Here is a 20,946-nt window from a genome sequence, read left to right as displayed (position 1 = left end):
AGTTCCTTATTGCGTCAGTCCGTCAGTGTAACACTACTCATACTCGGCCCGACACATTGCCACGGTATCTTCTATCAGGCGACGCGCCACCGTTCCCGGTGGGGGCAGCAGCGGTAAATCGTCGTAGCGATACCAGTTCGCCTCCAGCAGCTCTTTCTGATCGATAACAATCTCGCCGCTGTCGTATTCCGCCATAAACGCGGTCATCAGGGACATCGGGAACGGCCACGGCTGCGACGTCACATAGCGCAGGTTTTTCACCTTAATGCCGCTCTCCTCCATCACCTCGCGCGCCACCGCCTGTTCCAGCGTTTCGCCGACTTCCACGAACCCGGCGAGGACGGTGTGAATGCCGTTGCGATGGCGGGTATGCTGCGCCAGCAGGATGGAATCATCACGGCGGATGGCGACAATGATGCACGGTGCGATTTGCGGGTAGTAGCGTTCACGGCAGTGGCCGCAGAGCATTGCCCACTCGGTTTTGCTCGGGTGCATGGTGTGGCCGCAGTAGCCGCAGTATTTGTGCGAGCGGTAAAACTCCGCCAGCTGCACGCCGCGCCCCGCCAGCTGGAACAGGCCGACATCCCGATCCAACACCTGACGAACGGATCCCATATCCTGACGACGAGCCTGTTGGATCAACCATACCGGATCGCCCTGCCACTCGCCGATCCGCAGCGCCGGTTGGCCGACGAGATCGAAGATGTCTGCCGCACCGTAGGGTATCTCCCCACCGGGCAGCCATAATTTTTGTTCGTGACTGACGATCCACCAACCCAGATCTGATTTTTCAATAATACGATCCATATCTATTGCACTACCTTCGCTTCACTGACATGTTGTTAGCATTATGGTTACATTTTGGATAAGCAGATCCCATTCTAAACCTTATGGAGTCGACCATGTTAAACCAGCTGGAAAGCCTGACTGAGCGCGTTGGAGGAAGTAACACCCTGGTGGATCGCTGGCTACATGTGCGCAAGCATCTACTCGTGGCGTATTACAATCTGGTTGGTCTTAAGCCTGGCAAAGAATCCTTTATGCGGCTGAATGAAAAAGCGCTGGACGACTTCTGTCAGAGCCTGGTCGACTACCTTTCCGACGGCCATTTCAACCTTTATGAACGCATTATCCGCGAAATGGAAGGGACAACGCCGTATTTAGCGGCCAGCAAACTCTGTCCGCTGCTGGAAGCCAACACCCAGCAGATCATGGACTACTACGATTCCACGCTAGAGAACGCTATCGATCACGATAACTATCTTGAGTTTCAGCAGGCGCTTTCCGACCTTGGCGAAGCGCTGGAAGAGCGATTCACGCTGGAAGACAAGCTCATCGCCCTCGTGCTGGACAACAACCTGAATATCAGCACCAGCGATAACGTTGCGCGCCCTGCTTGAGTTCTTAATCGTTAACGAGTAATTTACAACCATTCGCCCCTCTCACGAGGGGGATTTTTCTTGTCGGAGTGCCCAGTGTGAAAGCACGGGCTGAGACCGTTAATTCGGGATCCGCGGAACCTGATCAGGTTAATACCTGCGAAGGGAACAAGAGTCACACTGCTGTTGTATCGCCCCTGAGGCGATCTTCTCTTGCTTCATCCGTCGTCTGACAAGCCATGTCCTTCACATCTGGAATGAGCTATGTCTACAACAAAACTGACCCGCCGCGAACAGCGCGAACACGCACAACGCTTCATCGACACCCTAGAAGGCACCGCTTTCCCGAACTCAACGCGCATCTACATCACCGGTTCACAGGCTGATATCCGCGTGCCGATGCGCGAAATCCAGCTCAGCCCGACGCTTATCGGCGGCAGCAAAGAAAACCCGCAGTTTGAAGACAACGAAGCCGTGCCGGTGTATGACACCTCCGGCCCGTACGGCGACCCTTCTGTTGCTATCAACGTACAGCAGGGTCTGGCAAAACTGCGCCAGCCGTGGATTGACGCCCGTAACGACTGCGAAGAACTGAGCGTGCGCAGCTCGGCGTATACCAACGCGCGCCTGGCCGACGACGGTCTGGACGAGCTGCGCTTTACCGGCCTGCTGACGCCGAAACGCGCTAAAGCGGGCAAATGCGTCACCCAGCTGCACTACGCGCGCCAGGGTATCGTCACGCCGGAGATGGAGTTCATCGCCATCCGCGAAAACATGGGCCGCGAGCGCATCCGCAGCGAAGTGCTGCGCCACCAGCATCCTGGTGAAGGGTTTGGCGCTCGCCTGCCGGAAAACATCACGCCGGAATTTGTGCGTGACGAAGTGGCCGCCGGGCGCGCCATTATCCCCGCCAACATCAACCACCCGGAATCCGAGCCGATGATTATCGGCCGCAACTTCCTGGTGAAGGTCAACGCCAACATCGGCAACTCAGCGGTGACGTCATCCATCGAAGAAGAGGTGGAAAAGCTGGTCTGGTCGACGCGCTGGGGCGCGGACACGGTGATGGACCTTTCCACGGGCCGCTATATTCACGAAACCCGCGAGTGGATCCTGCGTAACAGCCCGGTGCCGATTGGCACCGTCCCGATTTATCAGGCGCTGGAGAAGGTCAACGGCATCGCCGAAAACCTCACCTGGGAAGCGTTCCGCGACACGCTGCTGGAGCAGGCCGAGCAGGGCGTGGACTACTTCACCATCCACGCGGGCGTGCTGCTGCGCTACGTGCCGATGACGGCGAAACGTCTGACCGGTATCGTCTCACGCGGCGGTTCGATTATGGCGAAATGGTGCCTTTCCCATCATCAGGAAAACTTCCTCTACGAACACTTCCGCGAAATCTGCGAAATTTGCGCCGCGTACGACGTCTCCCTGTCGCTGGGCGACGGCCTGCGTCCTGGCTCCATCCGCGATGCTAACGACGAGGCGCAGTTTGCCGAGCTGCACACGCTGGGCGAGCTGACCAAAATCGCCTGGGAGTACGACGTGCAGGTGATGATTGAAGGCCCGGGCCATGTGCCGATGCAGATGATCCGTCGCAACATGACCGAGGAGCTGGAGCACTGCCACGAAGCGCCGTTCTACACCCTGGGGCCGTTGACCACCGATATTGCGCCGGGCTACGACCACTTCACGTCAGGCATTGGCGCGGCGATGATCGGCTGGTTCGGATGCGCCATGCTCTGCTACGTGACGCCGAAAGAGCACCTCGGGCTGCCAAACAAAGAGGACGTGAAGCAGGGGCTGATCACCTACAAGATTGCCGCCCACGCGGCGGATCTGGCGAAAGGCCATCCGGGCGCGCAAATTCGCGACAACGCCATGTCCAAAGCGCGCTTTGAATTCCGCTGGGAAGACCAGTTTAACCTGGCCCTCGATCCGTTCACCGCCCGCGCCTATCACGACGAAACCCTGCCGCAGGAATCGGGCAAAGTTGCGCACTTCTGCTCCATGTGCGGACCTAAATTCTGCTCGATGAAGATCAGCCAGGAAGTACGCGATTACGCCGCCGCGCAGACCATTGAAGTCGGCATGGCGGACATGTCGGAAACCTTCCGCGCGAAAGGCGGCGAAATCTACCTCAAAAAGGAGGAGGCATAATGTACAAGCCTGATTTCCCCCCTGTCCCCTTCCGCTTAGGGCTTTACCCGGTGGTGGACAGCGTGGCGTGGATCGCTCGCCTGCTGGAGGCAGGCGTTCGCACGATCCAGCTACGCATCAAGGATAAACGCGATGAAGAGGTGGAGGCCGACGTGATCGCCGCTATCGCGCTGGGACGTCGCTACCACGCCCGCCTGTTTATCAACGACTACTGGCGGCTGGCGGTTAAACACCAGGCGTACGGCGTGCATCTGGGACAGGAAGATCTGGAAACGACCGATCTCAACGCGATCCGTGACGCCGGTCTGCGGCTGGGCGTCTCCACCCACGACGATATGGAGATCGACGTGGCGCTGGCGGCCCGCCCCTCTTACATCGCGCTCGGGCACGTTTTCCCAACGCAAACCAAACAGATGCCGTCCGCTCCACAGGGTTTGACGCAGCTGGCGGCCCACGTTAAGCGCCTTGCCGATTACCCCACCGTCGCCATCGGCGGGATCAGTCTTGAACGTGCGCCCGCGGTGCTGGAGACCGGCGTCGGCAGTATCGCCGTCGTCAGCGCTATCACCCAGGCGGCAGACTGGCAGGCCGCCACCGCGCAGCTTTTACAACTGGCAGGAGCAGGTGATGAAAGATCGTGATTTTATGCGTTACAGCCGCCAGATCCTGCTGGAGGATATCGCCATCGAGGGGCAGCAAAAGCTGCTCGCCAGCCGGGTACTGATTGTCGGTCTGGGCGGATTAGGCACCCCCGCCGCGCTGTATCTGGCCGGCGCGGGCGTGGGCACGCTGGTGCTGGCCGATGACGACGAGGTACATCTCAGCAATCTGCAACGGCAAATTCTCTTTACGACAGAAGATATCAACCAGCCTAAAGCGCACGTTACGCGCCAGCGGCTGAACCAGCTTAACCCCGATATCGAACTGGTCGCACTCCAGACGCGGCTGAGCGGGGAAGATCTGCAACGCGAAGTGGCCCTTGCCGACGTGGTGCTGGACTGTACGGACAATATGGCGACACGTCAGGCCATCAACGCGGCCTGTGTTGCGCAGAACACGCCGCTGATCACCGCCAGCGCGGTCGGTTTCGGTGGGCAAATAATGGTGCTTACGCCGCCGTGGGCACAGGGCTGCTACCGCTGCCTGTGGCCGGACGAGGCTGAACCGGAGCGTAACTGCCGCACGGCAGGCATTCTGGGCCCGGTGGTGGGCGTGATGGGTACTCTTCAGGCGCTGGAGGCCATCAAGTTGCTCAGCGGCATGGAGACAGAACGCAACACGCTGCGGCTGTTCGACGCCCGCTCCAGCGGCTGGCGTCATCTGGCGTTAAACCGTGCCAGCCACTGCCCGGTATGCGGAGGCCGCAATGCGCATTCTGTTTAACGATGAGCCGATGACGTGCGACGACGATCTCACCGTTGCCGCCCTGCTCGACATGCTGCGCCAGCTGAAGCCGGGAACGGCGCTGGCGCTCAATCAACAGATCCTGCCGCGCGAGCGGTGGGAACATCAGCAGGTCAATGAGGGCGACCAGATCCTGCTGTTTCAGGTTATCGCAGGGGGCTGAGATGTTACGTATTGCCGACAAAGTCTTTGATTCACATCTGTTTACCGGAACCGGAAAATTCGCCTCCCCGCAACTGATGGTGGATGCCATTCGTGAAAGCGGCAGCCAGCTGGTGACGCTGGCGATGAAGCGCGTGGATTTGCGTCAGCACAACGATGCCATACTTGCGCCGTTACTGGAGGCAGGCGTGACGCTCTTACCGAATACCTCCGGTGCGAAAACGGCCGAGGAAGCAATTTTCGCTGCGCAACTGGCGCGGGAAGCGCTCGGCACCCGCTGGCTGAAGCTGGAAATTCACCCGGACGCCCGCTGGCTGTTGCCCGATCCGATCGAAACCCTGAAAGCGGCAGAGAAGCTGGTGCAGCAGGGATTCACCGTTCTGCCCTACTGTGGTGCCGACCCCGTGCTCTGTAAGCGTCTGGAAGAGGTCGGCTGCGCGGCCGTAATGCCGCTGGGCGCCCCCATTGGCTCCAACCAGGGGCTGGAGACCCGCGCGATGCTGGAAATCATTATTGAGCAGGCGACCGTGCCCGTGGTGGTGGATGCGGGCATCGGCGTACCCAGTCACGCCGCGCAGGCGCTGGAGATAGGGGCCGATGCGGTGCTGGTCAATACCGCGATTGCGGTGGCCGACGACCCGGTGATGATGGCGCGTGCGTTCCGCCTTGCCGTGGAGTCCGGTCTGCTGGCTCGGCAGTCCGGCCCCGGCTCGCGCAGTGTTCAGGCGCAGGCCACCAGCCCGCTGACCGATTTTCTGGAGGCGCTCTGATGGCTACCTTTACCGATCGCTGGCGTCAGCTTAACTGGGACGATATTGCCTTACGCATCAACAGTAAAACCTCTGCGGACGTAGAGCGGGCATTAACAGCCAAACATTTGACGCGCGAGGATTTGATGGCCCTGCTTTCTCCGGCAGCCAGCGCGTACCTTGAACCGATGGCCCAGCGCGCGCAACGCCTCACCCGCCAGCGTTTTGGCAACACGGTGAGCTTTTACGTGCCGCTCTATCTTTCTAACCTGTGCGCCAACGATTGCACCTACTGTGGTTTCTCCATGAGCAACCGTATTAAGCGTAAAACGCTGGATGAGCATGAGATCGCCCGCGAGTGTGCGGCTATTCGTGAGATGGGTTTTGAACATCTCCTGCTGGTGACGGGTGAACATCAGGGCAAAGTGGGGATGGACTATTTTCGCCAGCATCTTCCGGCCATCCGCCGCGAATTTGCCTCGTTGCAAATGGAAGTGCAGCCTCTGTCGCAGGAGGAATATGCAGAGCTGAAAACCCTCGGGCTGGACGGCGTAATGGTTTATCAGGAAACCTACCATGAGGCGACCTATGCCCGGCATCACCTGAAAGGGAAGAAGCAGGATTTCATCTTCCGGCTGGAAACGCCGGACAGGCTGGGGCGCGCCGGTATCGATAAAATTGGGCTGGGCGCGCTTATCGGTCTGTCCGACAGCTGGCGGGTGGACTGCTATATGGTGGCGGAGCATCTGCTGTGGCTACAGCAGCAGTACTGGCAAAGCCGCTATTCCATCTCTTTCCCGCGACTGCGTCCCTGTACGGGAGGCGTTGAACCCGCCTCGCTGATGGATGAGCGCCAACTGGTGCAAACCCTGTGTGCATTTCGCCTGTTCGCGCCGGAAGTGGAATTGTCGCTCTCCACGCGTGAATCCCCCGCGTTTCGCGACCGCGCGATCCCGCTGGCGATCAATAACGTCAGCGCCTTTTCCAAAACGCAGCCGGGCGGTTACGCGGACGATCACCCGGAACTGGAACAGTTTGCACCGCACGACGGCCGACGGCCCGAAGCGGTGGCGGAAGCCCTGACTGCACAGGGGCTACAGCCGGTGTGGAAAGACTGGGATAGCTGGCTTGGAAGAGCCTCGCATTAGCGCTGAAACTGTCTGCAAAAATGCGAAAAGGTTACGAGGCGGCTCGTAAGATCATAACCGGGCGATTGAGGCGATCTGCCCGGTTTTCTTATGCTTAACCACGTCAGCAACGGACGCTGACCAGGGTGAAAATGCTTCTTCCTCGTTTCGCCCTGCCCTCCGCCTCTTAAACAAAATTCAATTGATACAATAAATACGTCGTTTCTTATCTACGCTTAAGATAAATCATCTCGTCGGTAATCGCCTTCTGTATAATTTACTACCAGCAACCGGACAGCGACTATGCTGAGGGTATCGACAGACGCAACGCGTCTACCATCTGGATTGATGTACAACTCATGGCACTCCACAGTAAAAAGCTCTCTTTTACCCGGCCAATTATGGTCAGCTTCGCGGGGATACTGTTCAGTTTCGCGCTGATCGCCGTCCTGGTCGTCCTTTCACAGAGAAAGGATTTCCTTGAGGATTATCATAAGATTAATGGTAACTTCACCCATAATCTGGCGGTGAACTATACCGAATCCATCCTGCGAGAAAATGACTATATTCTTGGTCGCGCTTCGATGTACTTCGCCCGTAATGACAGAGTGAATCAGACAATAAATATCGATCCGACACACGGTTTGCAGATGTTGATGCATTTGCAGAACCTGATGCCGACGGTGTCGTCTATCTCTCTGGCGGACACAGAAGGGCGCCATCTGCGCGCGCCGGAAGTGCTGCCAACGGAGAAAAGTAAGTCGTTCGACGCCAGAACCCGCCCATGGTTTGTCGGGCAAGCGGAAGCCAGCAACTTTCCTCACTACACCCGCCCCTATCTGGACTATTTCACCCAACATCCTACTGTCACCCTCTATAAGCCGGTCATTTCACCTGAAGGCCGTCTGAAGGGCACGCTCGCTTTCCATCTTGATTTAACGTCCATGGGGTATACCCTGCGCCAGATGGTGGCGCCTGTTCAGGGTGAGTTTTTTGTCGTGGAGCGTGACGGCGCCGTTGTGCTGCATCCGGACACGGGGGCGCTCTTTAAGCAGTACGTAAGCGAAGCGCTGATGGACAAAATGACCAGCGGCGAAGGCCATCTTTTCGACCCCAAAAGTAAAACCTGGTATTACTACTACTCTTTCACCAATCCGGACTGGTTTGTGATTTATCGGGTCTCCGATGCCACGCTTACCGTCATCACCCGGCATGAAACCACCGTCGTCGGCTGGGGATTTGCGCTGGCGGCAATCATCATCATTTTGTTCGGGCTTTACCTTCGTCATGCCTCGCGTTCTGTGCTGATGAACATTATCAACGCCATCAAAACCGGCGACGTCAACCAGGCGCCACGCCTTGAGGCGATGCTCAGCCATACCATTCGAACCAATAAAGAACGCGAGCTGGCCTATGTCCGTCAGGCCACCCATGATGCGCTGACAGGCTGCAAAAATCGCCGTGCGTTCGATAACGATGTGGATGAGCTGCTGACCGCTCATCAACCCTTCGTTCTGGCGCTGATCGACATCGATAACTTCAAATCCATTAACGACACCTGGGGCCACCTGAGCGGGGATATTGTGCTGCGCAACGTGGCGCGGGAAGGTATTCAGATCATGCAGCCGCACCACGTTTCCGTTTACCGCTACGGTGGAGAAGAGTTCGGCGTGATATTCCCGGCCGAGCTGATGAACTCCGCGCACGCGCTACTGGAAGCCTGGCGCACCGCCGTTGAAAAGCGGACCTGGCGGGAAGAGAACCTGCGAGTGACCTTCAGCGCCGGGATGGGAGAGTGGCACTTCGAACCGCTGGAACAATTTATCGGTAGCGTAGATGAAGCGCTGTATACCGCTAAACAACAGGGTAAAAACCGCATCGTAAGCACGGCCTGCCGATAATACCCTTCCTCAAATTCTGCCCGATCTGACGGGCAGAATGCTCTCCGCTGTAAAATTGTAACCGGTTTCAGAAAAATGCCGATTTCTTTGTGATGCCTGACACACAATCGCGGTAAAGCGGTTGTTGAAGCGGTCTGCACGGGATAATTATCAATAAACACATGTAGATCGAGGCTGACTATGAAGAACATCGTTTTATGCTGTGCAGCGGGAATGTCAACCAGCATGCTGGTTCAACGTATGAAAGATGCCGCGCAGAAAAAAGGAGTCGAAGTAACCATTAAAGCCGTTCCGGTCGCGGAGTTTAAAGATAACATCGCGACGGCTGATATCGTATTACTGGGGCCACAGGTTAAATACGAACAGGCAAAACTCCAGGCGCAGGCCGATCCGCTCGGAAAAAAGGTTGCGGTCATCGACATGATGGATTACGGCATGATGAAAGGTGATGCCGTACTGGAAAAAGCGCTCAAACTTCTGGAGTCATAATGGAAGACTTAGAAACCACGATTATGGAACTGCTGGTCAACGCAGGCGCAGCGCGCAGCGCGGCCCTGACGGCGTTACAGATGGCGCGAAAAGGCGACTTTGATGAAGCCGAGAAAGCGATGGAAGAATCGCGTGAATATGTGAAACATGCGCATACGATCCAGACGCAGCTTATCGGTCTTGATGAAGGGACCGGGAAACTTCCGGTTAACCTGATCACCGTTCACTCTCAGGATCACCTGATGAACGCGATGGTTATTCAGGATCTGGCGGGCGATATGATTGAGCTTTATCGACGTATCCCGTTAGTGAACTGAAGACATACAGATGTAAAAAAACCCGCCGAGGCGGGTTTTTTATTGTCGGGTGGCGCTACGCTTACCCGACCTGTGATTCATATGCCCGGTAATTTTACCTACCGGGCATCAACGATTACTCGTTGTCGGAACCGCCCAGACCTGCGTTCAGCAGTTCTGCAAGGCTCGCGGATGCATCTTCGGCAGTCACCTGCGGTGCAGCTGGCAGTTCGCCCGCTGCGCGACGACGCATACGATCCTGGTGGTACGCATAACCGGTACCGGCCGGGATCAGACGACCCACGATAACGTTCTCTTTCAGACCGCGCAGTTCATCACGTTTACCTGCAACAGCCGCTTCGGTCAGGACACGAGTGGTTTCCTGGAACGATGCAGCAGAGATGAAGGACTCGGTTGCCAGAGACGCTTTGGTGATACCCAGCAGATCGCGTGCGAAGGTCGCACCGATTTTGCCGTTCGCTTCCAGATCGCGGTTAGCGATCTTAACGCGTGAGTATTCAACCTGCTCGCCTTCCAGGAAGTCGGAGCTGCCCGCGTTTTCGATGGTTGCTTTACGCAGCATCTGACGAACGATAACTTCAATGTGTTTATCGTTAATCTTAACGCCTTGCAGACGGTATACGTCCTGTACTTCGTTAACAATGTAACGGGTAACAGCATGCACACCACGCAGACGCAGGATGTCGTGCGGCGCTTCTGGACCATCGGAAACCACGTCACCACGTTCTACGCGTTCACCTTCGAACACGTTGAGCTGACGCCACTTAGGAATCATCTCTTCGTACGGCTCGCTGCCATCTACTGGCGTAATAACCAGGCGGCGCTTACCTTTGGTCTCTTTACCGAAGGAGATGATACCGCTGATTTCAGCCAGGATCGCAGGCTCTTTCGGACGACGTGCTTCGAACAGGTCCGCAACGCGTGGCAGACCACCGGTGATGTCCTTGGTACCGCCGGATTCCTGAGGAATACGCGCCAGGGTGTCACCAGAGCTGATCTGTACGCCATCTTCCAGCTGTACAATCGCTTTACCCGGCAGGAAGTACTGCGCAGGCATATCGGTACCAGGGATCAGAACGTCGTTACCCTGAGCATCAACGATTTTCAGTGCAGGACGCAGATCTTTACCGCCGGTAGTACGTTCAGCAGAATCCAGAACCACCAGAGAAGACAGACCGGTCAGCTCGTCGGTCTGACGAGTAATGGTCTGGCCGTCGATCATGTCAGTGAAGCGGATGAAACCACTTACTTCGGTGATAACCGGCATGGTGTGTGGATCCCAGTTTGCAACGGTTTCACCGCCAGCAACCTGCTCGCCATCACCTTTCGCCATAACCGCACCGTAAGGCACTTTATAGCTCTCTTTGGTACGACCGAATTCGTCGATCAGCTTCAGCTCGGTGTTACGGGAAGTGATAACCAGTTTACCGCTGGAGTTCACAACCGACTTCGCGTTGCTGAGCTTGATGCTACCTTTGTTTTTCACCTGGATGCTGGATTCAGCAGCCGCACGAGATGCCGCACCACCGATGTGGAACGTACGCATCGTCAGCTGTGTACCCGGCTCACCGATGGACTGTGCCGCGATAACGCCGATAGCCTCACCTTTGTTGATGATGTGGCCACGCGCCAGGTCACGACCGTAGCAGTGCGCACACACACCAAAGTCGGTGTCACAGGATACAACGGAACGCACTTTCACGGAGTCAACAGAGTTCGCTTCCAGCAGGTCACACCACTGTTCGTGCAGCAGGGTGTTGCGCGGAACCAGAATGTCTGCGGTGCCCGGCTTCAGAATGTCTTCCGCGGTCACACGACCCAGTACGCGATCGCGCAGCGGCTCTTTAACATCACCACCCTCGATAACCGGGGTCATGGTGATACCTTCGAGGGTGCCACAATCGTCTTCGGTGACGACCAGATCCTGCGCAACGTCAACCAGACGACGCGTCAGATAACCGGAGTTCGCCGTTTTCAGTGCGGTATCCGCCAGACCTTTACGCGCACCGTGCGTGGAGATGAAGTACTGGAGTACGTTCAGACCTTCACGGAAGTTCGCGGTGATTGGCGTTTCGATGATGGAGCCATCTGGCTTCGCCATCAGACCACGCATACCTGCCAGCTGACGAATCTGTGCCGCAGAACCACGCGCACCGGAGTCGGCCATCATGTAGATGCTGTTGAAGGAGACCTGCTGCTCTTCTACGCCGTCACGGTTAATCACGGTTTCGGTTTGCAGGTTATCCATCATCGCTTTAGATACACGATCGTTCGCCGCAGCCCAGATATCGATAACTTTGTTGTAACGTTCGCCTGCGGTTACCAGACCAGACTGGAACTGCTCCTGGATCTCAGCAACTTCAGCTTCCGCTTCAGAGATGATCTCGTGTTTCTTCTCTGGGATGACCATGTCATCGATACCAACAGATGCACCTGAACGCGCTGCATAAGCAAAGCCGGTGTACATTGTCTGGTCAGCGAAGATAACGGTCGGCTTCAGACCCAGAATGCGGTAACAGGTGTTCAGCATTTTGGAGATCGCTTTCTTGCCCAGCGCCTGGTTGACGATGGAGAAAGGCAGACCTTTCGGTACGATCATCCACAGAATGGCACGGCCAACGGTCGTGTCTTTCAGGCTGGTGTGCGCAACGAACTCGCCGTTTTCATCTTTTTCGTATTCGGTGATACGCACTTTAACGCGCGCATGCAGAGAGGCCAGGCCAGCGCGATAAATACGCTCAGCTTCTTTCGGGCCAGTCAGCACCATGCCTTCGCCTTTGGCGTTAACACAGTCACGGGTCATGTAGTACAGACCCAGTACAACGTCCTGAGAAGGAACGATGATAGGTTCACCGTTCGCTGGAGACAGGATGTTGTTGGTAGACATCATCAGCGCACGCGCTTCGAGCTGGGCTTCCAGCGTCAGCGGTACGTGAACAGCCATCTGGTCACCATCGAAGTCGGCGTTATAGGCCGCACAAACCAGCGGGTGCAGCTGGATCGCTTTACCTTCGATCAGGACTGGCTCAAAGGCCTGGATACCCAGACGGTGCAGAGTTGGTGCACGGTTCAGCAGTACCGGGTGTTCGCGGATCACTTCGTCCAGGATATCCCAAACGACAGCTTCTTCACGCTCAACCATTTTCTTCGCGGCTTTGATGGTGGTGGCGAGGCCACGCAGTTCCAGCTTGCCGTAGATGAACGGTTTGAACAGCTCCAGTGCCATTTTCTTCGGCAGACCGCACTGATGCAGACGCAGGTATGGACCTACGGTGATTACAGAACGACCGGAGTAGTCAACACGCTTACCGAGCAGGTTCTGACGGAAACGACCCTGCTTACCTTTGATCATGTCGGCCAAAGATTTCAGAGGACGTTTGTTAGAACCGGTGATCGCACGACCACGACGACCGTTATCCAACAGGGCATCGACTGCTTCCTGAAGCATACGTTTTTCGTTGCGTACGATGATGTCCGGCGCAGCCAGATCCAGCAGACGTTTCAGACGGTTGTTACGGTTGATCACGCGACGGTACAGATCGTTCAGATCCGACGTTGCGAAACGACCGCCATCCAGCGGAACCAGCGGACGCAGATCTGGCGGCAGAACCGGCAGAACGGTCAGGATCATCCACTCTGGTTTGTTACCAGACTGAACGAACGCTTCCAGCAGTTTGATACGCTTGGTCAGCTTTTTACGCTTGGTTTCGGAGTTGGTTTCATTCAGCTCTTCGCGCAGAGTTTCACACTCTTGCTCCAGATCCATGCTCTTCAGCAGGGCCTGGATAGCTTCCGCACCCATCTTCGCGTCGAATTCGTCACCGAACTCTTCCAGCGCATCCAGATACTGTTCTTCGGTCAGGATCTGGTTACGTTCCAGATTGGTCATCCCGCCTTCGATAACCACATAAGATTCGAAGTACAGAACACGTTCGATATCGCGCAGCGGCATATCCAGCAGCAGACCGATACGGGACGGCAGAGATTTCAGGAACCAGATGTGAGCGGTCGGAGACGCCAGCTCGATGTGGCCCATACGCTCACGGCGTACTTTGGTCTGGGTCACTTCAACGCCGCACTTCTCACAGATCACACCACGGTGTTTCAGGCGCTTGTACTTACCGCACAGGCACTCGTAATCTTTTACTGGCCCGAAAATACGCGCGCAGAAAAGGCCGTCACGCTCAGGTTTGAACGTACGGTAGTTAATGGTTTCCGGCTTTTTAACTTCACCGAAAGACCATGAACGGATCATGTCTGGCGAAGCCAGAGCAATTTTGATCGCATCAAACTCTTCGGTTTTAGTTTGCGCTTTCAGAAACTTTAATAAGTCTTTCACGGATTTGCTCCCGTCGGAGTTAGCACACTCTGCTGTCGGGCGTTAACCCGACAGCAGTGACCTGTTTGAGCGAGAATTACTCGTCTTCCAGTTCGATGTTGATACCCAGCGAACGAATCTCTTTCAACAGTACGTTGAAGGATTCTGGCATGCCCGGTTCCATCTGATGGTTGCCGTCTACGATGTTCTTATACATCTTAGTACGACCGTTCACGTCATCAGACTTAACGGTGAGCATTTCCTGCAAGGTGTATGCTGCGCCGTATGCTTCCAGCGCCCACACTTCCATCTCCCCGAAGCGCTGACCACCGAACTGAGCCTTACCACCCAGCGGCTGCTGAGTAACCAGGCTGTAAGAACCGGTAGAACGAGCGTGCATCTTGTCGTCGACCAGGTGGTTCAGTTTCAGCATGTACATGTAACCTACGGTTACCGGACGCTCGAACTGTTCACCGGTACGGCCGTCAAACAGCGTAATCTGACCAGACGTTGGCAGACCACCCAGTTGCAGCAGCTCTTTAATTTCAGCTTCTTTTGCACCGTCGAATACCGGCGTTGCAATTGGCATACCTTTGCGCAGGTTCTCTGCCAGACGCAGCACTTCTTCATCGCTGAAGGTGTTCAGGTCGACTTTCTGACGAACGTCGGTACCCAGATCGTAGGCACGCTGGATGAACTCGCGCAGTTTCGCGACTTCCTGCTGCTGTTTCAGCATGGCGTTGATCTTATCGCCGATACCTTTCGCAGCCATACCCAGGTGGGTTTCCAGAATCTGACCGATGTTCATACGAGACGGTACGCCCAGTGGGTTCAGTACGATATCTACCGGCGTACCGTTAGCATCGTGCGGCATATCTTCGATCGGGTTGATCTTAGAGATAACACCCTTGTTACCGTGACGACCTGCCATCTTATCACCAGGCTGGATCTGACGTTTAACAGCCAGATACACCTTAACAATCTTCAGCACGCCTGGTGCCAGATCGTCGCCCTGAGTGATTTTGCGGCGTTTCGCTTCGAGTTTTTTCTCGAACTCGTGTTTCAGTTCGTCATACTGCTCAGCCAGCTGTTCCAGCTGATTCTGTTTCTCTTCGTCGGTCAGGCCCAGTTCCAGCCAGCGATCGCGTGGCAGTTTGTCGAGCTTCTCAGCTTCAACGCCACCGGCAACCAGCACCGCATAGATACGGCTGAACAGACCTGCTTCGAGGATTTGCAGTTCTTCAGACAGGTCTTTCTTAGCCTGTTTGAGCTGCATCTCTTCGATTTCCAGCGCACGCTTATCTTTCTCAACGCCGTCACGGGTGAAGACCTGAACGTCGATAACCGTACCGGAAACACCGTTTGGTACGCGCAGAGAAGAGTCTTTAACGTCAGACGCTTTCTCACCGAAGATAGCACGCAGCAGTTTCTCTTCTGGCGTCAGCTGGGTTTCGCCTTTCGGCGTGACCTTACCAACCAGAATGTCACCGCCGGTCACTTCCGCGCCGATGTAAACAATACCGGATTCATCCAGTTTAGAGAGCGCAGCTTCACCCACGTTCGGGATGTCAGCGGTGATCTCTTCTGGCCCCAGCTTGGTGTCACGGGACACACATGCCAGTTCCTGAATGTGGATGGTGGTGAAACGATCTTCCTGAACCACACGCTCGGAGACGAGGATGGAGTCTTCGAAGTTGTAACCGTTCCACGGCATGAACGCTACGCGCATGTTCTGACCGAGCGCCAGTTCACCGAGGTCGGTGGACGGACCGTCTGCCAGCACGTCGCCGCGCTCAACTGGCTCACCCAGAGACACACATGGCATCTGGTTGATACAGGTGTTCTGGTTAGAACGGGTGTATTTGGTCAGGTTGTAGATGTCGATACCCGCTTCGCCCGGATACATCTCGTCTTCGTTAACTTTGATAACGATACGGGATGCGTCAACGTACTGAACGGTACCGCCACGCTTAGCAACTGCTGTAACACCAGAGTCAACGGCAACAGCACGTTCCATACCGGTACCAACCAGCGGCTTATCAGCACGCAGAGTTGGAACGGCCTGACGTTGCATGTTCGCACCCATCAATGCACGGTTGGCGTCATCGTGTTCCAGGAACGGGATCAGGGACGCACCGACGGATACCACCTGCTGGGTGGATACGTCCATGTAGTCAACCTGGTCGCGGCTGAACAAGCTGGATTCGCCTTTGCTACGGCAGGTAACCAGATCTTCTACAAAGTGGCCTTCGTCATCCAGGTTGGAGTTCGCCTGAGCGATAACGTAGTTGCCTTCTTCGATAGCAGACAGGTAATGAATTTCGTCAGTAACAACACCGTCGGTCACTTTACGATACGGGGTCTCGAGGAAACCGTATTCGTTCGTCTGTGCGTACACGGACAGGGAGTTGATCAGACCGATGTTTGGACCTTCAGGCGTTTCGATTGGACATACGCGACCGTAGTGAGTCGGGTGTACGTCTCGAACTTCAAAGCCTGCGCGTTCACGGGTCAGACCGCCTGGGCCGAGTGCGGAGATACGACGTTTGTGCGTGATCTCAGACAGCGGGTTGTTCTGGTCCATGAACTGAGACAGCTGGCTGGAACCGAAGAACTCTTTCACTGCCGCAGAAATCGGCTTCGCGTTAATCATATCCTGAGGCATCAGGGTATCCAGATCGCCCAGAGACAGACGCTCTTTCACCGCACGCTCTACACGTACCAGGCCAACGCGGAACTGGTTTTCCGCCATTTCGCCTACGGAACGGATACGACGGTTGCCGAGGTGGTCGATATCGTCCACTTCGCCTTTACCGTTACGGATATCGATGAGCTTCTTCATCACTTCAATGATGTCGTCTTTGCTCAGGATACCGGAACCTTCGATCTCGTCGCGCAGCAGAGAACGGTTGAACTTCATACGACCAACCGCGGACAGATCATAGCGGTCTTCGGAGAAGAACAGGTTCTCGAACAGGCTTTCAGCCGCTTCGCGAGTTGGTGGCTCACCAGGACGCATCATGCGGTAGATTTCGACCAGCGCGCTCAGACGATCGTTGGTTGGGTCGACGCGTACAGTCTCAGAGATGTACGGACCGTGGTCCAGATCGTTGGTGAACAGCGTTTCGATACGTTTGTGGCCAGACTGGCTCAGCTTAGCCAGCAGATCCAGGCTCAGCTCCATGTTCGCCGGGCAGATCAGCTCGCCAGTTGATTCATCAACGTAATCTTTCGCGGCTACTTTTCCTGCAATGTATTCAACCGGAACTTCGATGTGTTTGATATCATCTTTTTCCAGCTGGCGGATGTGGCGCGCGGTGATACGGCGACCTTTTTCCACATACACTTTGCCGTCGGCTTCGATGTCGAACGACGCGGTCTCACCACGCAGACGTTCCGGCACCAACTCCATCTGCAACTTGTTGTCGCGGATTTCAAAGATCACTTTCTCAAAGAACAGGTCCAAGATCTGCTCAGTGGTATAGTTCAGTGCACGCAGAATGATGGTTGCAGGCAGCTTACGACGACGGTCGATACGGACAAACAGGTTGTCTTTTGGATCGAATTCGAAGTCCAGCCATGAACCACGGTAAGGAATGATGCGTGCGTTATACAGTACTTTACCGGAAGAGTGCGTTTTACCTTTATCGCTGTCGAAGAAGACGCCCGGGCTACGGTGCAGCTGGGAAACGATAACACGCTCAGTACCGTTGATAACGAAAGTACCGTTGTCCGTCATGAGTGGAATTTCACCCATGTAGACTTCTTGTTCTTTAATGTCTTTTACGGTGCCTTCCGGCGCTTCGCGCTCGTAGATCACCAGACGCAGTTTTACGCGCAGCGGTGCGGAATAGGTCACGCCACGGATCTGACATTCCTGAACGTCAAACACCGGTTCGCCAAGGCGGTAGCTGACGTACTGCAGCTCGGAATTACCGCTGTAGCTCTGAATCGGGAACACGGAACGGAAGGCTGCTTCCAGGCCGTACTGCCCTTCAGGATCTTGCTCGATAAACTTCTGGAACGAGTCAAGCTGGATAGAAAGGAGATATGGAATGTCCAGAACTTGTGGACGTTTACCAAAATCCTTACGAATACGTTTTTTCTCGGTATAGGAGTAAACCATAGGGTTCCTCAGCTCGCTGACAAGTCGACCCATCTGTCCGACGAAGGGACAGTTTGTGCAACACCATTTTGTGGACCGGAAAATTGAATACTTTCCGCAATACCTGTTGCTATCACGCTTAAACCATTTCATTGCGATTTACACAGAGCGAGCACCCTGTCGCAGTATATTAAGTCGTCGATAGAAACAAGCATTGTCAGGACAACCAGCAGTCAAACAGTGTGAAATGCTGCTGATGCCTTACAGCGCAAAAAGGCTGGTGACTAAAAAGTCACCAGCCATCAGCCTAATTACTTAGGCTGCAACCAGAAAAGTTGGCTTATTTAACTTCAACTTCAGCGCCAGCTTCTTCCAGAGATTTTTTCAGTGCTTCTGCGTCGTCTTTGCTCACGCCTTCTTTCAGCGCAGCTGGAGCAGATTCTACCAGGTCTTTAGCTTCTTTCAGACCCAGGCCAGTTGCGCCACGTACTGCTTTGATTACAGCAACTTTGTTCGCGCCAGCAGCTTTCAGAATTACGTCGAATTCAGTTTTTTCTTCAGCAGCTTCAGCCGGGCCCGCAGCTACAGCTACAGCAGCAGCAGCAGAAACACCGAATTTTTCTTCCATTGCAGAAACCAGCTCTACAACGTCCATTACGGACATAGCTGCTACTGCTTCAATGATTTGATCTTTAGTGATAGACATTTAAATTGTTCCTGAAAATCAGAATAAGTTTATACGTAAGCAAATGCTTTATAAAGATAACTGCGATTAAGCAGCTTCTTTCGCATCGCGTACAGCAGCCAGAGTGCGAACCAGTTTGCCAGCCGCAGCTTCTTTCATGGTTGCCATCAGGCGTGCAATTGCTTCTTCGTAGGTCGGCAGGGTTGCCAGGCGATCGATTTGCGATGCCGGGATCAACTCACCTTCAAAGGCTGCAGCTTTGACCTCAAATTTTGCATTCGCTTTCGCGAACTCTTTGAACAGACGAGCAGCAGCGCCCGGGTGTTCCATAGAGTATGCAATCAGGGTCGGACCAACAAACGTGTCTTTCAGGCACTCGAACTGAGTACCTTCAACTACGCGACGCAGCAGGGTGTTACGAACAACACGCATGTATACGCCAGCTTCACGACCTGCTTTACGCAGTTCAGTCATTTTGTCTACAGTAACGCCACGGGAATCCGCAACTACTGCAGACAGCGCGCCTTTGGCTACTTCGCTGACTTCAGCAACAATCGCTTGTTTGTCTTGAAGATTTAAAGCCATTAGCTTTGCTCCTGGATGTTTGCCGGAACTCATGTTCCGGAACTCACTTCACTCGACCCAACGGGAAGAGCGTCTTAATACGGTGAGCAGAAACAAGCCAGAGTATTTAAAATAATCTTAGCGTTCTGTCACCGTCTACGCAGGGGATTAAGTTTCTTGCGAAACACCTGCGGTCTTCGACGGAGGCCTGGATAGGCCAGGCTCCAACGAACAATTCTTTTAGCCGCTAACTTTTGTTAGCAAACGTGGGGGTAAGATTGTAGACAAAATCACCGCCCACGTAAAGGCATTAGTTTGCAGCAGCGCTCAGGCCAGCCTGGTCAACTGCAACACCTGCACCCATGGTGGTGGAGATGCTAACTTTCTTGATGTACACGCCTTTCGCCTGAGTTGGTTTTGCTTTTTTCAGCGCAACCAGCAGAGCTTCCAGGTTTTCTTTCAGTTTGTCAGCGTCAAAGTCCACTTTACCGATGGTGGTGTGGATGATGCCGTTTTTGTCGTTACGGTAACGAACCTGACCTGCTTTAGCGTTCTTAACCGCTTCAGCAACGTTAGGCGTTACAGTACCCACTTTCGGGTTTGGCATCAGGCCGCGTGGACCCAGAACCTGGCCCAGCTGGCCAACAACGCGCATTGCATCTGGAGAAGCAATAACAACGTCAAAGTTCATTTCGCCTTTCTTGATCTGATCAGCCAGATCTTCCATACCTACCAGTTCAGCGCCGGCAGCTTTAGCAGCTTCAGCGTTTGCACCCTGAGCAAATACAGCTACGCGTACGGAACGGCCAGTACCGTGTGGCAGTACAGTTGCGCCACGAACGTTCTGATCGGATTTACGAGCGTCGATGCCCAGGTTAACGGCAACGTCAACGCTTTCAACGAACTTAGCAGTTGCCAGTTCTTTCAGCAGAGCGATAGCTTCGTTGATGTCGTACTGTTTGGTCGCATCAACTTTGTCACGGATCACGGACATGCGCTTGGTCAGTTTAGCCATTTCTTAGTCCTCCACTACCAGGCCCATGGAACGTGCAGTACCTTCGATGGAGCGAGTCATCGCTTCAATGTCGGAACCAGTCATGTCGGCAGCTTTGGTCTGCGCGATTTCCTGCAACTGAGCGCGGGAAATTTTACCCACTTTGTCTTTGTTCGGCTTACCGGAACCAGACTTGATGCCCGCTGCTTTCTTCAGCAGAACTGCTGCTGGAGGGGTTTTGGTAACGAAAGTGAAAGAACGGTCAGCGTAAACAGTGATTACAACTGGGATTGGCAGACCTTTTTCCATGGATTCAGTTTTGGCGTTGAACGCTTTACAGAATTCCATGATGTTCACACCCTGCTGACCCAGAGCTGGACCAACTGGTGGACTTGGGTTCGCCATACCTGCTGCAACCTGCAGCTTGACGTAGGCTTGTACTTTCTTAGCCATTCTAAAATCCTCTGATTGGGTAATAACGCCTCGGAGAGGCTCCCCGTGAATAAAATTCGTTTTACGGGCCGGGGCCCATAAAAACAAAAGGCGCGAAATTGTATTCCAATCTCGCGCCCTGTGCAACGATTAAATCGTC

At 54.8% G+C, this 20,946-nt stretch carries 17 protein-coding genes and 1 riboswitch; of the genes, 10 read left to right on the top strand and 7 right to left on the bottom strand.

What is annotated here, in order from left to right; all coding sequences use genetic code 11:
- Nucleotides 1–33: 33 nt before the first annotated feature.
- Nucleotides 34–807, bottom strand: coding sequence for an NAD(+) diphosphatase (gene nudC, locus L379_RS21325; protein WP_015569966.1), 774 nt, complete (start codon nt 805–807; stop codon nt 34–36).
- A 95-nt stretch (nt 808–902) separates the two neighbouring features.
- On the opposite strand from nudC, the gene L379_RS21330 reads away from it, so the two are divergent.
- From L379_RS21330 to L379_RS21375, 10 genes are all read left to right on the top strand, one after another.
- Complete coding sequence (locus L379_RS21330) at nt 903–1,400, top strand: Rsd/AlgQ family anti-sigma factor (protein WP_017384077.1); 498 nt, start codon at nt 903–905, stop codon at nt 1,398–1,400.
- Between the two features lie 54 nt (nt 1,401–1,454).
- Nucleotides 1,455–1,564: riboswitch (TPP riboswitch) on the top strand.
- Nucleotides 1,565–1,643: 79 nt separating this feature from the next.
- Nucleotides 1,644–3,539: a phosphomethylpyrimidine synthase ThiC gene (gene thiC / locus L379_RS21335; RefSeq protein ID WP_015569968.1), complete on the top strand. Its 1,896-nt coding sequence runs from the start codon at nt 1,644–1,646 to the stop codon at nt 3,537–3,539.
- Entirely contained in the window at nt 3,539–4,180 is a 642-nt protein-coding gene (gene thiE / locus L379_RS21340) for a thiamine phosphate synthase (RefSeq protein ID WP_032652186.1), read from the top strand. Before thiC ends, thiE begins: the two co-directional genes overlap by 1 nt.
- Nucleotides 4,167–4,922 (top strand): thiazole biosynthesis adenylyltransferase ThiF, encoded by a 756-nt coding sequence (thiF, locus tag L379_RS21345; RefSeq protein WP_023302918.1) that lies wholly within the window; start codon nt 4,167–4,169, stop codon nt 4,920–4,922. Before thiE ends, thiF begins: the two co-directional genes overlap by 14 nt.
- The gene (gene thiS, locus L379_RS21350) at nt 4,906–5,106 is read left to right on the top strand and encodes a sulfur carrier protein ThiS (protein WP_015569971.1); all 201 of its coding nucleotides are present in this window, start codon (nt 4,906–4,908) and stop codon (nt 5,104–5,106) included. Before thiF ends, thiS begins: the two co-directional genes overlap by 17 nt.
- Nucleotide 5,107: 1 nt before the next feature.
- The gene (gene thiG / locus L379_RS21355) at nt 5,108–5,875 is read left to right on the top strand and encodes a thiazole synthase (protein WP_015569972.1); all 768 of its coding nucleotides are present in this window, start codon (nt 5,108–5,110) and stop codon (nt 5,873–5,875) included.
- Nucleotides 5,875–7,002 (top strand): 2-iminoacetate synthase ThiH, encoded by a 1,128-nt coding sequence (gene thiH, locus L379_RS21360; protein WP_015569973.1) that lies wholly within the window; start codon nt 5,875–5,877, stop codon nt 7,000–7,002. Before thiG ends, thiH begins: the two co-directional genes overlap by 1 nt.
- 338 nt (nt 7,003–7,340) lie before the next feature.
- Nucleotides 7,341–8,882 (top strand): sensor domain-containing diguanylate cyclase, encoded by a 1,542-nt coding sequence (locus L379_RS21365; protein WP_032652183.1) that lies wholly within the window; start codon nt 7,341–7,343, stop codon nt 8,880–8,882.
- 180 nt (nt 8,883–9,062) lie between these two features.
- Nucleotides 9,063–9,371: a PTS sugar transporter subunit IIB gene (locus tag L379_RS21370; protein ID WP_010425948.1), complete on the top strand. Its 309-nt coding sequence runs from the start codon at nt 9,063–9,065 to the stop codon at nt 9,369–9,371.
- Entirely contained in the window at nt 9,371–9,688 is a 318-nt protein-coding gene (locus L379_RS21375) for a PTS lactose/cellobiose transporter subunit IIA (protein ID WP_003862327.1), read from the top strand. The genes L379_RS21370 and L379_RS21375 overlap by 1 nt, the downstream gene beginning before the upstream one ends.
- Before the next feature lie 115 nt (nt 9,689–9,803).
- Here the strand turns inward: L379_RS21375 and rpoC are convergent, their stop codons facing one another.
- The 6 genes from rpoC to rplK all read right to left on the bottom strand — a co-directional run bounded on the left by rpoC (nt 9,804) and on the right by rplK (nt 20,807).
- Nucleotides 9,804–14,027, bottom strand: a complete 4,224-nt coding sequence (rpoC, locus tag L379_RS21380) for a DNA-directed RNA polymerase subunit beta' (RefSeq protein WP_017384083.1) — start codon at nt 14,025–14,027, stop codon at nt 9,804–9,806.
- A 76-nt stretch (nt 14,028–14,103) separates the two neighbouring features.
- On the bottom strand, nt 14,104–18,132 hold the full coding sequence (gene rpoB / locus L379_RS21385) for a DNA-directed RNA polymerase subunit beta (RefSeq protein ID WP_015569976.1): 4,029 nt from the start codon (nt 18,130–18,132) through the stop codon (nt 14,104–14,106).
- Between the two features lie 319 nt (nt 18,133–18,451).
- Nucleotides 18,452–18,817: a 50S ribosomal protein L7/L12 gene (gene rplL / locus L379_RS21390; protein ID WP_002445276.1), complete on the bottom strand. Its 366-nt coding sequence runs from the start codon at nt 18,815–18,817 to the stop codon at nt 18,452–18,454.
- Nucleotides 18,818–18,883: 66 nt separating this feature from the next.
- A complete protein-coding gene (gene rplJ, locus L379_RS21395) occupies nt 18,884–19,381 on the bottom strand; it encodes a 50S ribosomal protein L10 (RefSeq protein ID WP_003862338.1) in 498 nt (165 codons plus the stop codon).
- A 289-nt stretch (nt 19,382–19,670) separates the two neighbouring features.
- On the bottom strand, nt 19,671–20,375 hold the full coding sequence (gene rplA, locus L379_RS21400; protein WP_006810530.1) for a 50S ribosomal protein L1: 705 nt from the start codon (nt 20,373–20,375) through the stop codon (nt 19,671–19,673).
- Nucleotides 20,376–20,378: 3 nt separating this feature from the next.
- Nucleotides 20,379–20,807 carry a 50S ribosomal protein L11 gene (gene rplK / locus L379_RS21405; RefSeq protein ID WP_003862340.1) on the bottom strand — a complete coding sequence of 143 codons (429 nt, stop codon included), beginning with the start codon at nt 20,805–20,807 and terminating at the stop codon, nt 20,379–20,381.
- Nucleotides 20,808–20,946 lie beyond the last annotated feature (139 nt).

The organism is Enterobacter sp. MGH 33 (assembly GCF_000534535.1).
Taxonomy (GTDB): Bacteria; Pseudomonadota; Gammaproteobacteria; order Enterobacterales; family Enterobacteriaceae; genus Enterobacter; species Enterobacter hormaechei_C.
This window is presented reverse-complemented; position numbering and strand designations above follow the sequence as displayed.

Excerpts from the sequence above, each read along its gene's own strand:
- L379_RS21370 (WP_010425948.1), top strand. The coding sequence starts at position 9,063 with ATGAAGAACATCGTTTTATGCTGTGCAGCGGGAATGTCAACCAGCATG.
- thiE (WP_032652186.1), top strand. The coding sequence starts at position 3,539 with ATGTACAAGCCTGATTTCCCCCCTGTCCCCTTCCGCTTAGGGCTTTAC.
- thiF (WP_023302918.1), top strand. The coding sequence starts at position 4,167 with ATGAAAGATCGTGATTTTATGCGTTACAGCCGCCAGATCCTGCTGGAG.
- rpoB (WP_015569976.1), bottom strand. The coding sequence starts at position 18,132 with ATGGTTTACTCCTATACCGAGAAAAAACGTATTCGTAAGGATTTTGGT.
- rplK (WP_003862340.1), bottom strand. The coding sequence starts at position 20,807 with ATGGCTAAGAAAGTACAAGCCTACGTCAAGCTGCAGGTTGCAGCAGGT.
- thiH (WP_015569973.1), top strand. The coding sequence starts at position 5,875 with ATGGCTACCTTTACCGATCGCTGGCGTCAGCTTAACTGGGACGATATT.
- nudC (WP_015569966.1), bottom strand. The coding sequence starts at position 807 with ATGGATCGTATTATTGAAAAATCAGATCTGGGTTGGTGGATCGTCAGT.
- thiC (WP_015569968.1), top strand. The coding sequence starts at position 1,644 with ATGTCTACAACAAAACTGACCCGCCGCGAACAGCGCGAACACGCACAA.
- L379_RS21375 (WP_003862327.1), top strand. The coding sequence starts at position 9,371 with ATGGAAGACTTAGAAACCACGATTATGGAACTGCTGGTCAACGCAGGC.
- L379_RS21365 (WP_032652183.1), top strand. The coding sequence starts at position 7,341 with ATGGCACTCCACAGTAAAAAGCTCTCTTTTACCCGGCCAATTATGGTC.
- thiS (WP_015569971.1), top strand. The coding sequence starts at position 4,906 with ATGCGCATTCTGTTTAACGATGAGCCGATGACGTGCGACGACGATCTC.
- L379_RS21330 (WP_017384077.1), top strand. The coding sequence starts at position 903 with ATGTTAAACCAGCTGGAAAGCCTGACTGAGCGCGTTGGAGGAAGTAAC.
- rplL (WP_002445276.1), bottom strand. The coding sequence starts at position 18,817 with ATGTCTATCACTAAAGATCAAATCATTGAAGCAGTAGCAGCTATGTCC.
- rplJ (WP_003862338.1), bottom strand. The coding sequence starts at position 19,381 with ATGGCTTTAAATCTTCAAGACAAACAAGCGATTGTTGCTGAAGTCAGC.
- thiG (WP_015569972.1), top strand. The coding sequence starts at position 5,108 with ATGTTACGTATTGCCGACAAAGTCTTTGATTCACATCTGTTTACCGGA.
- rplA (WP_006810530.1), bottom strand. The coding sequence starts at position 20,375 with ATGGCTAAACTGACCAAGCGCATGTCCGTGATCCGTGACAAAGTTGAT.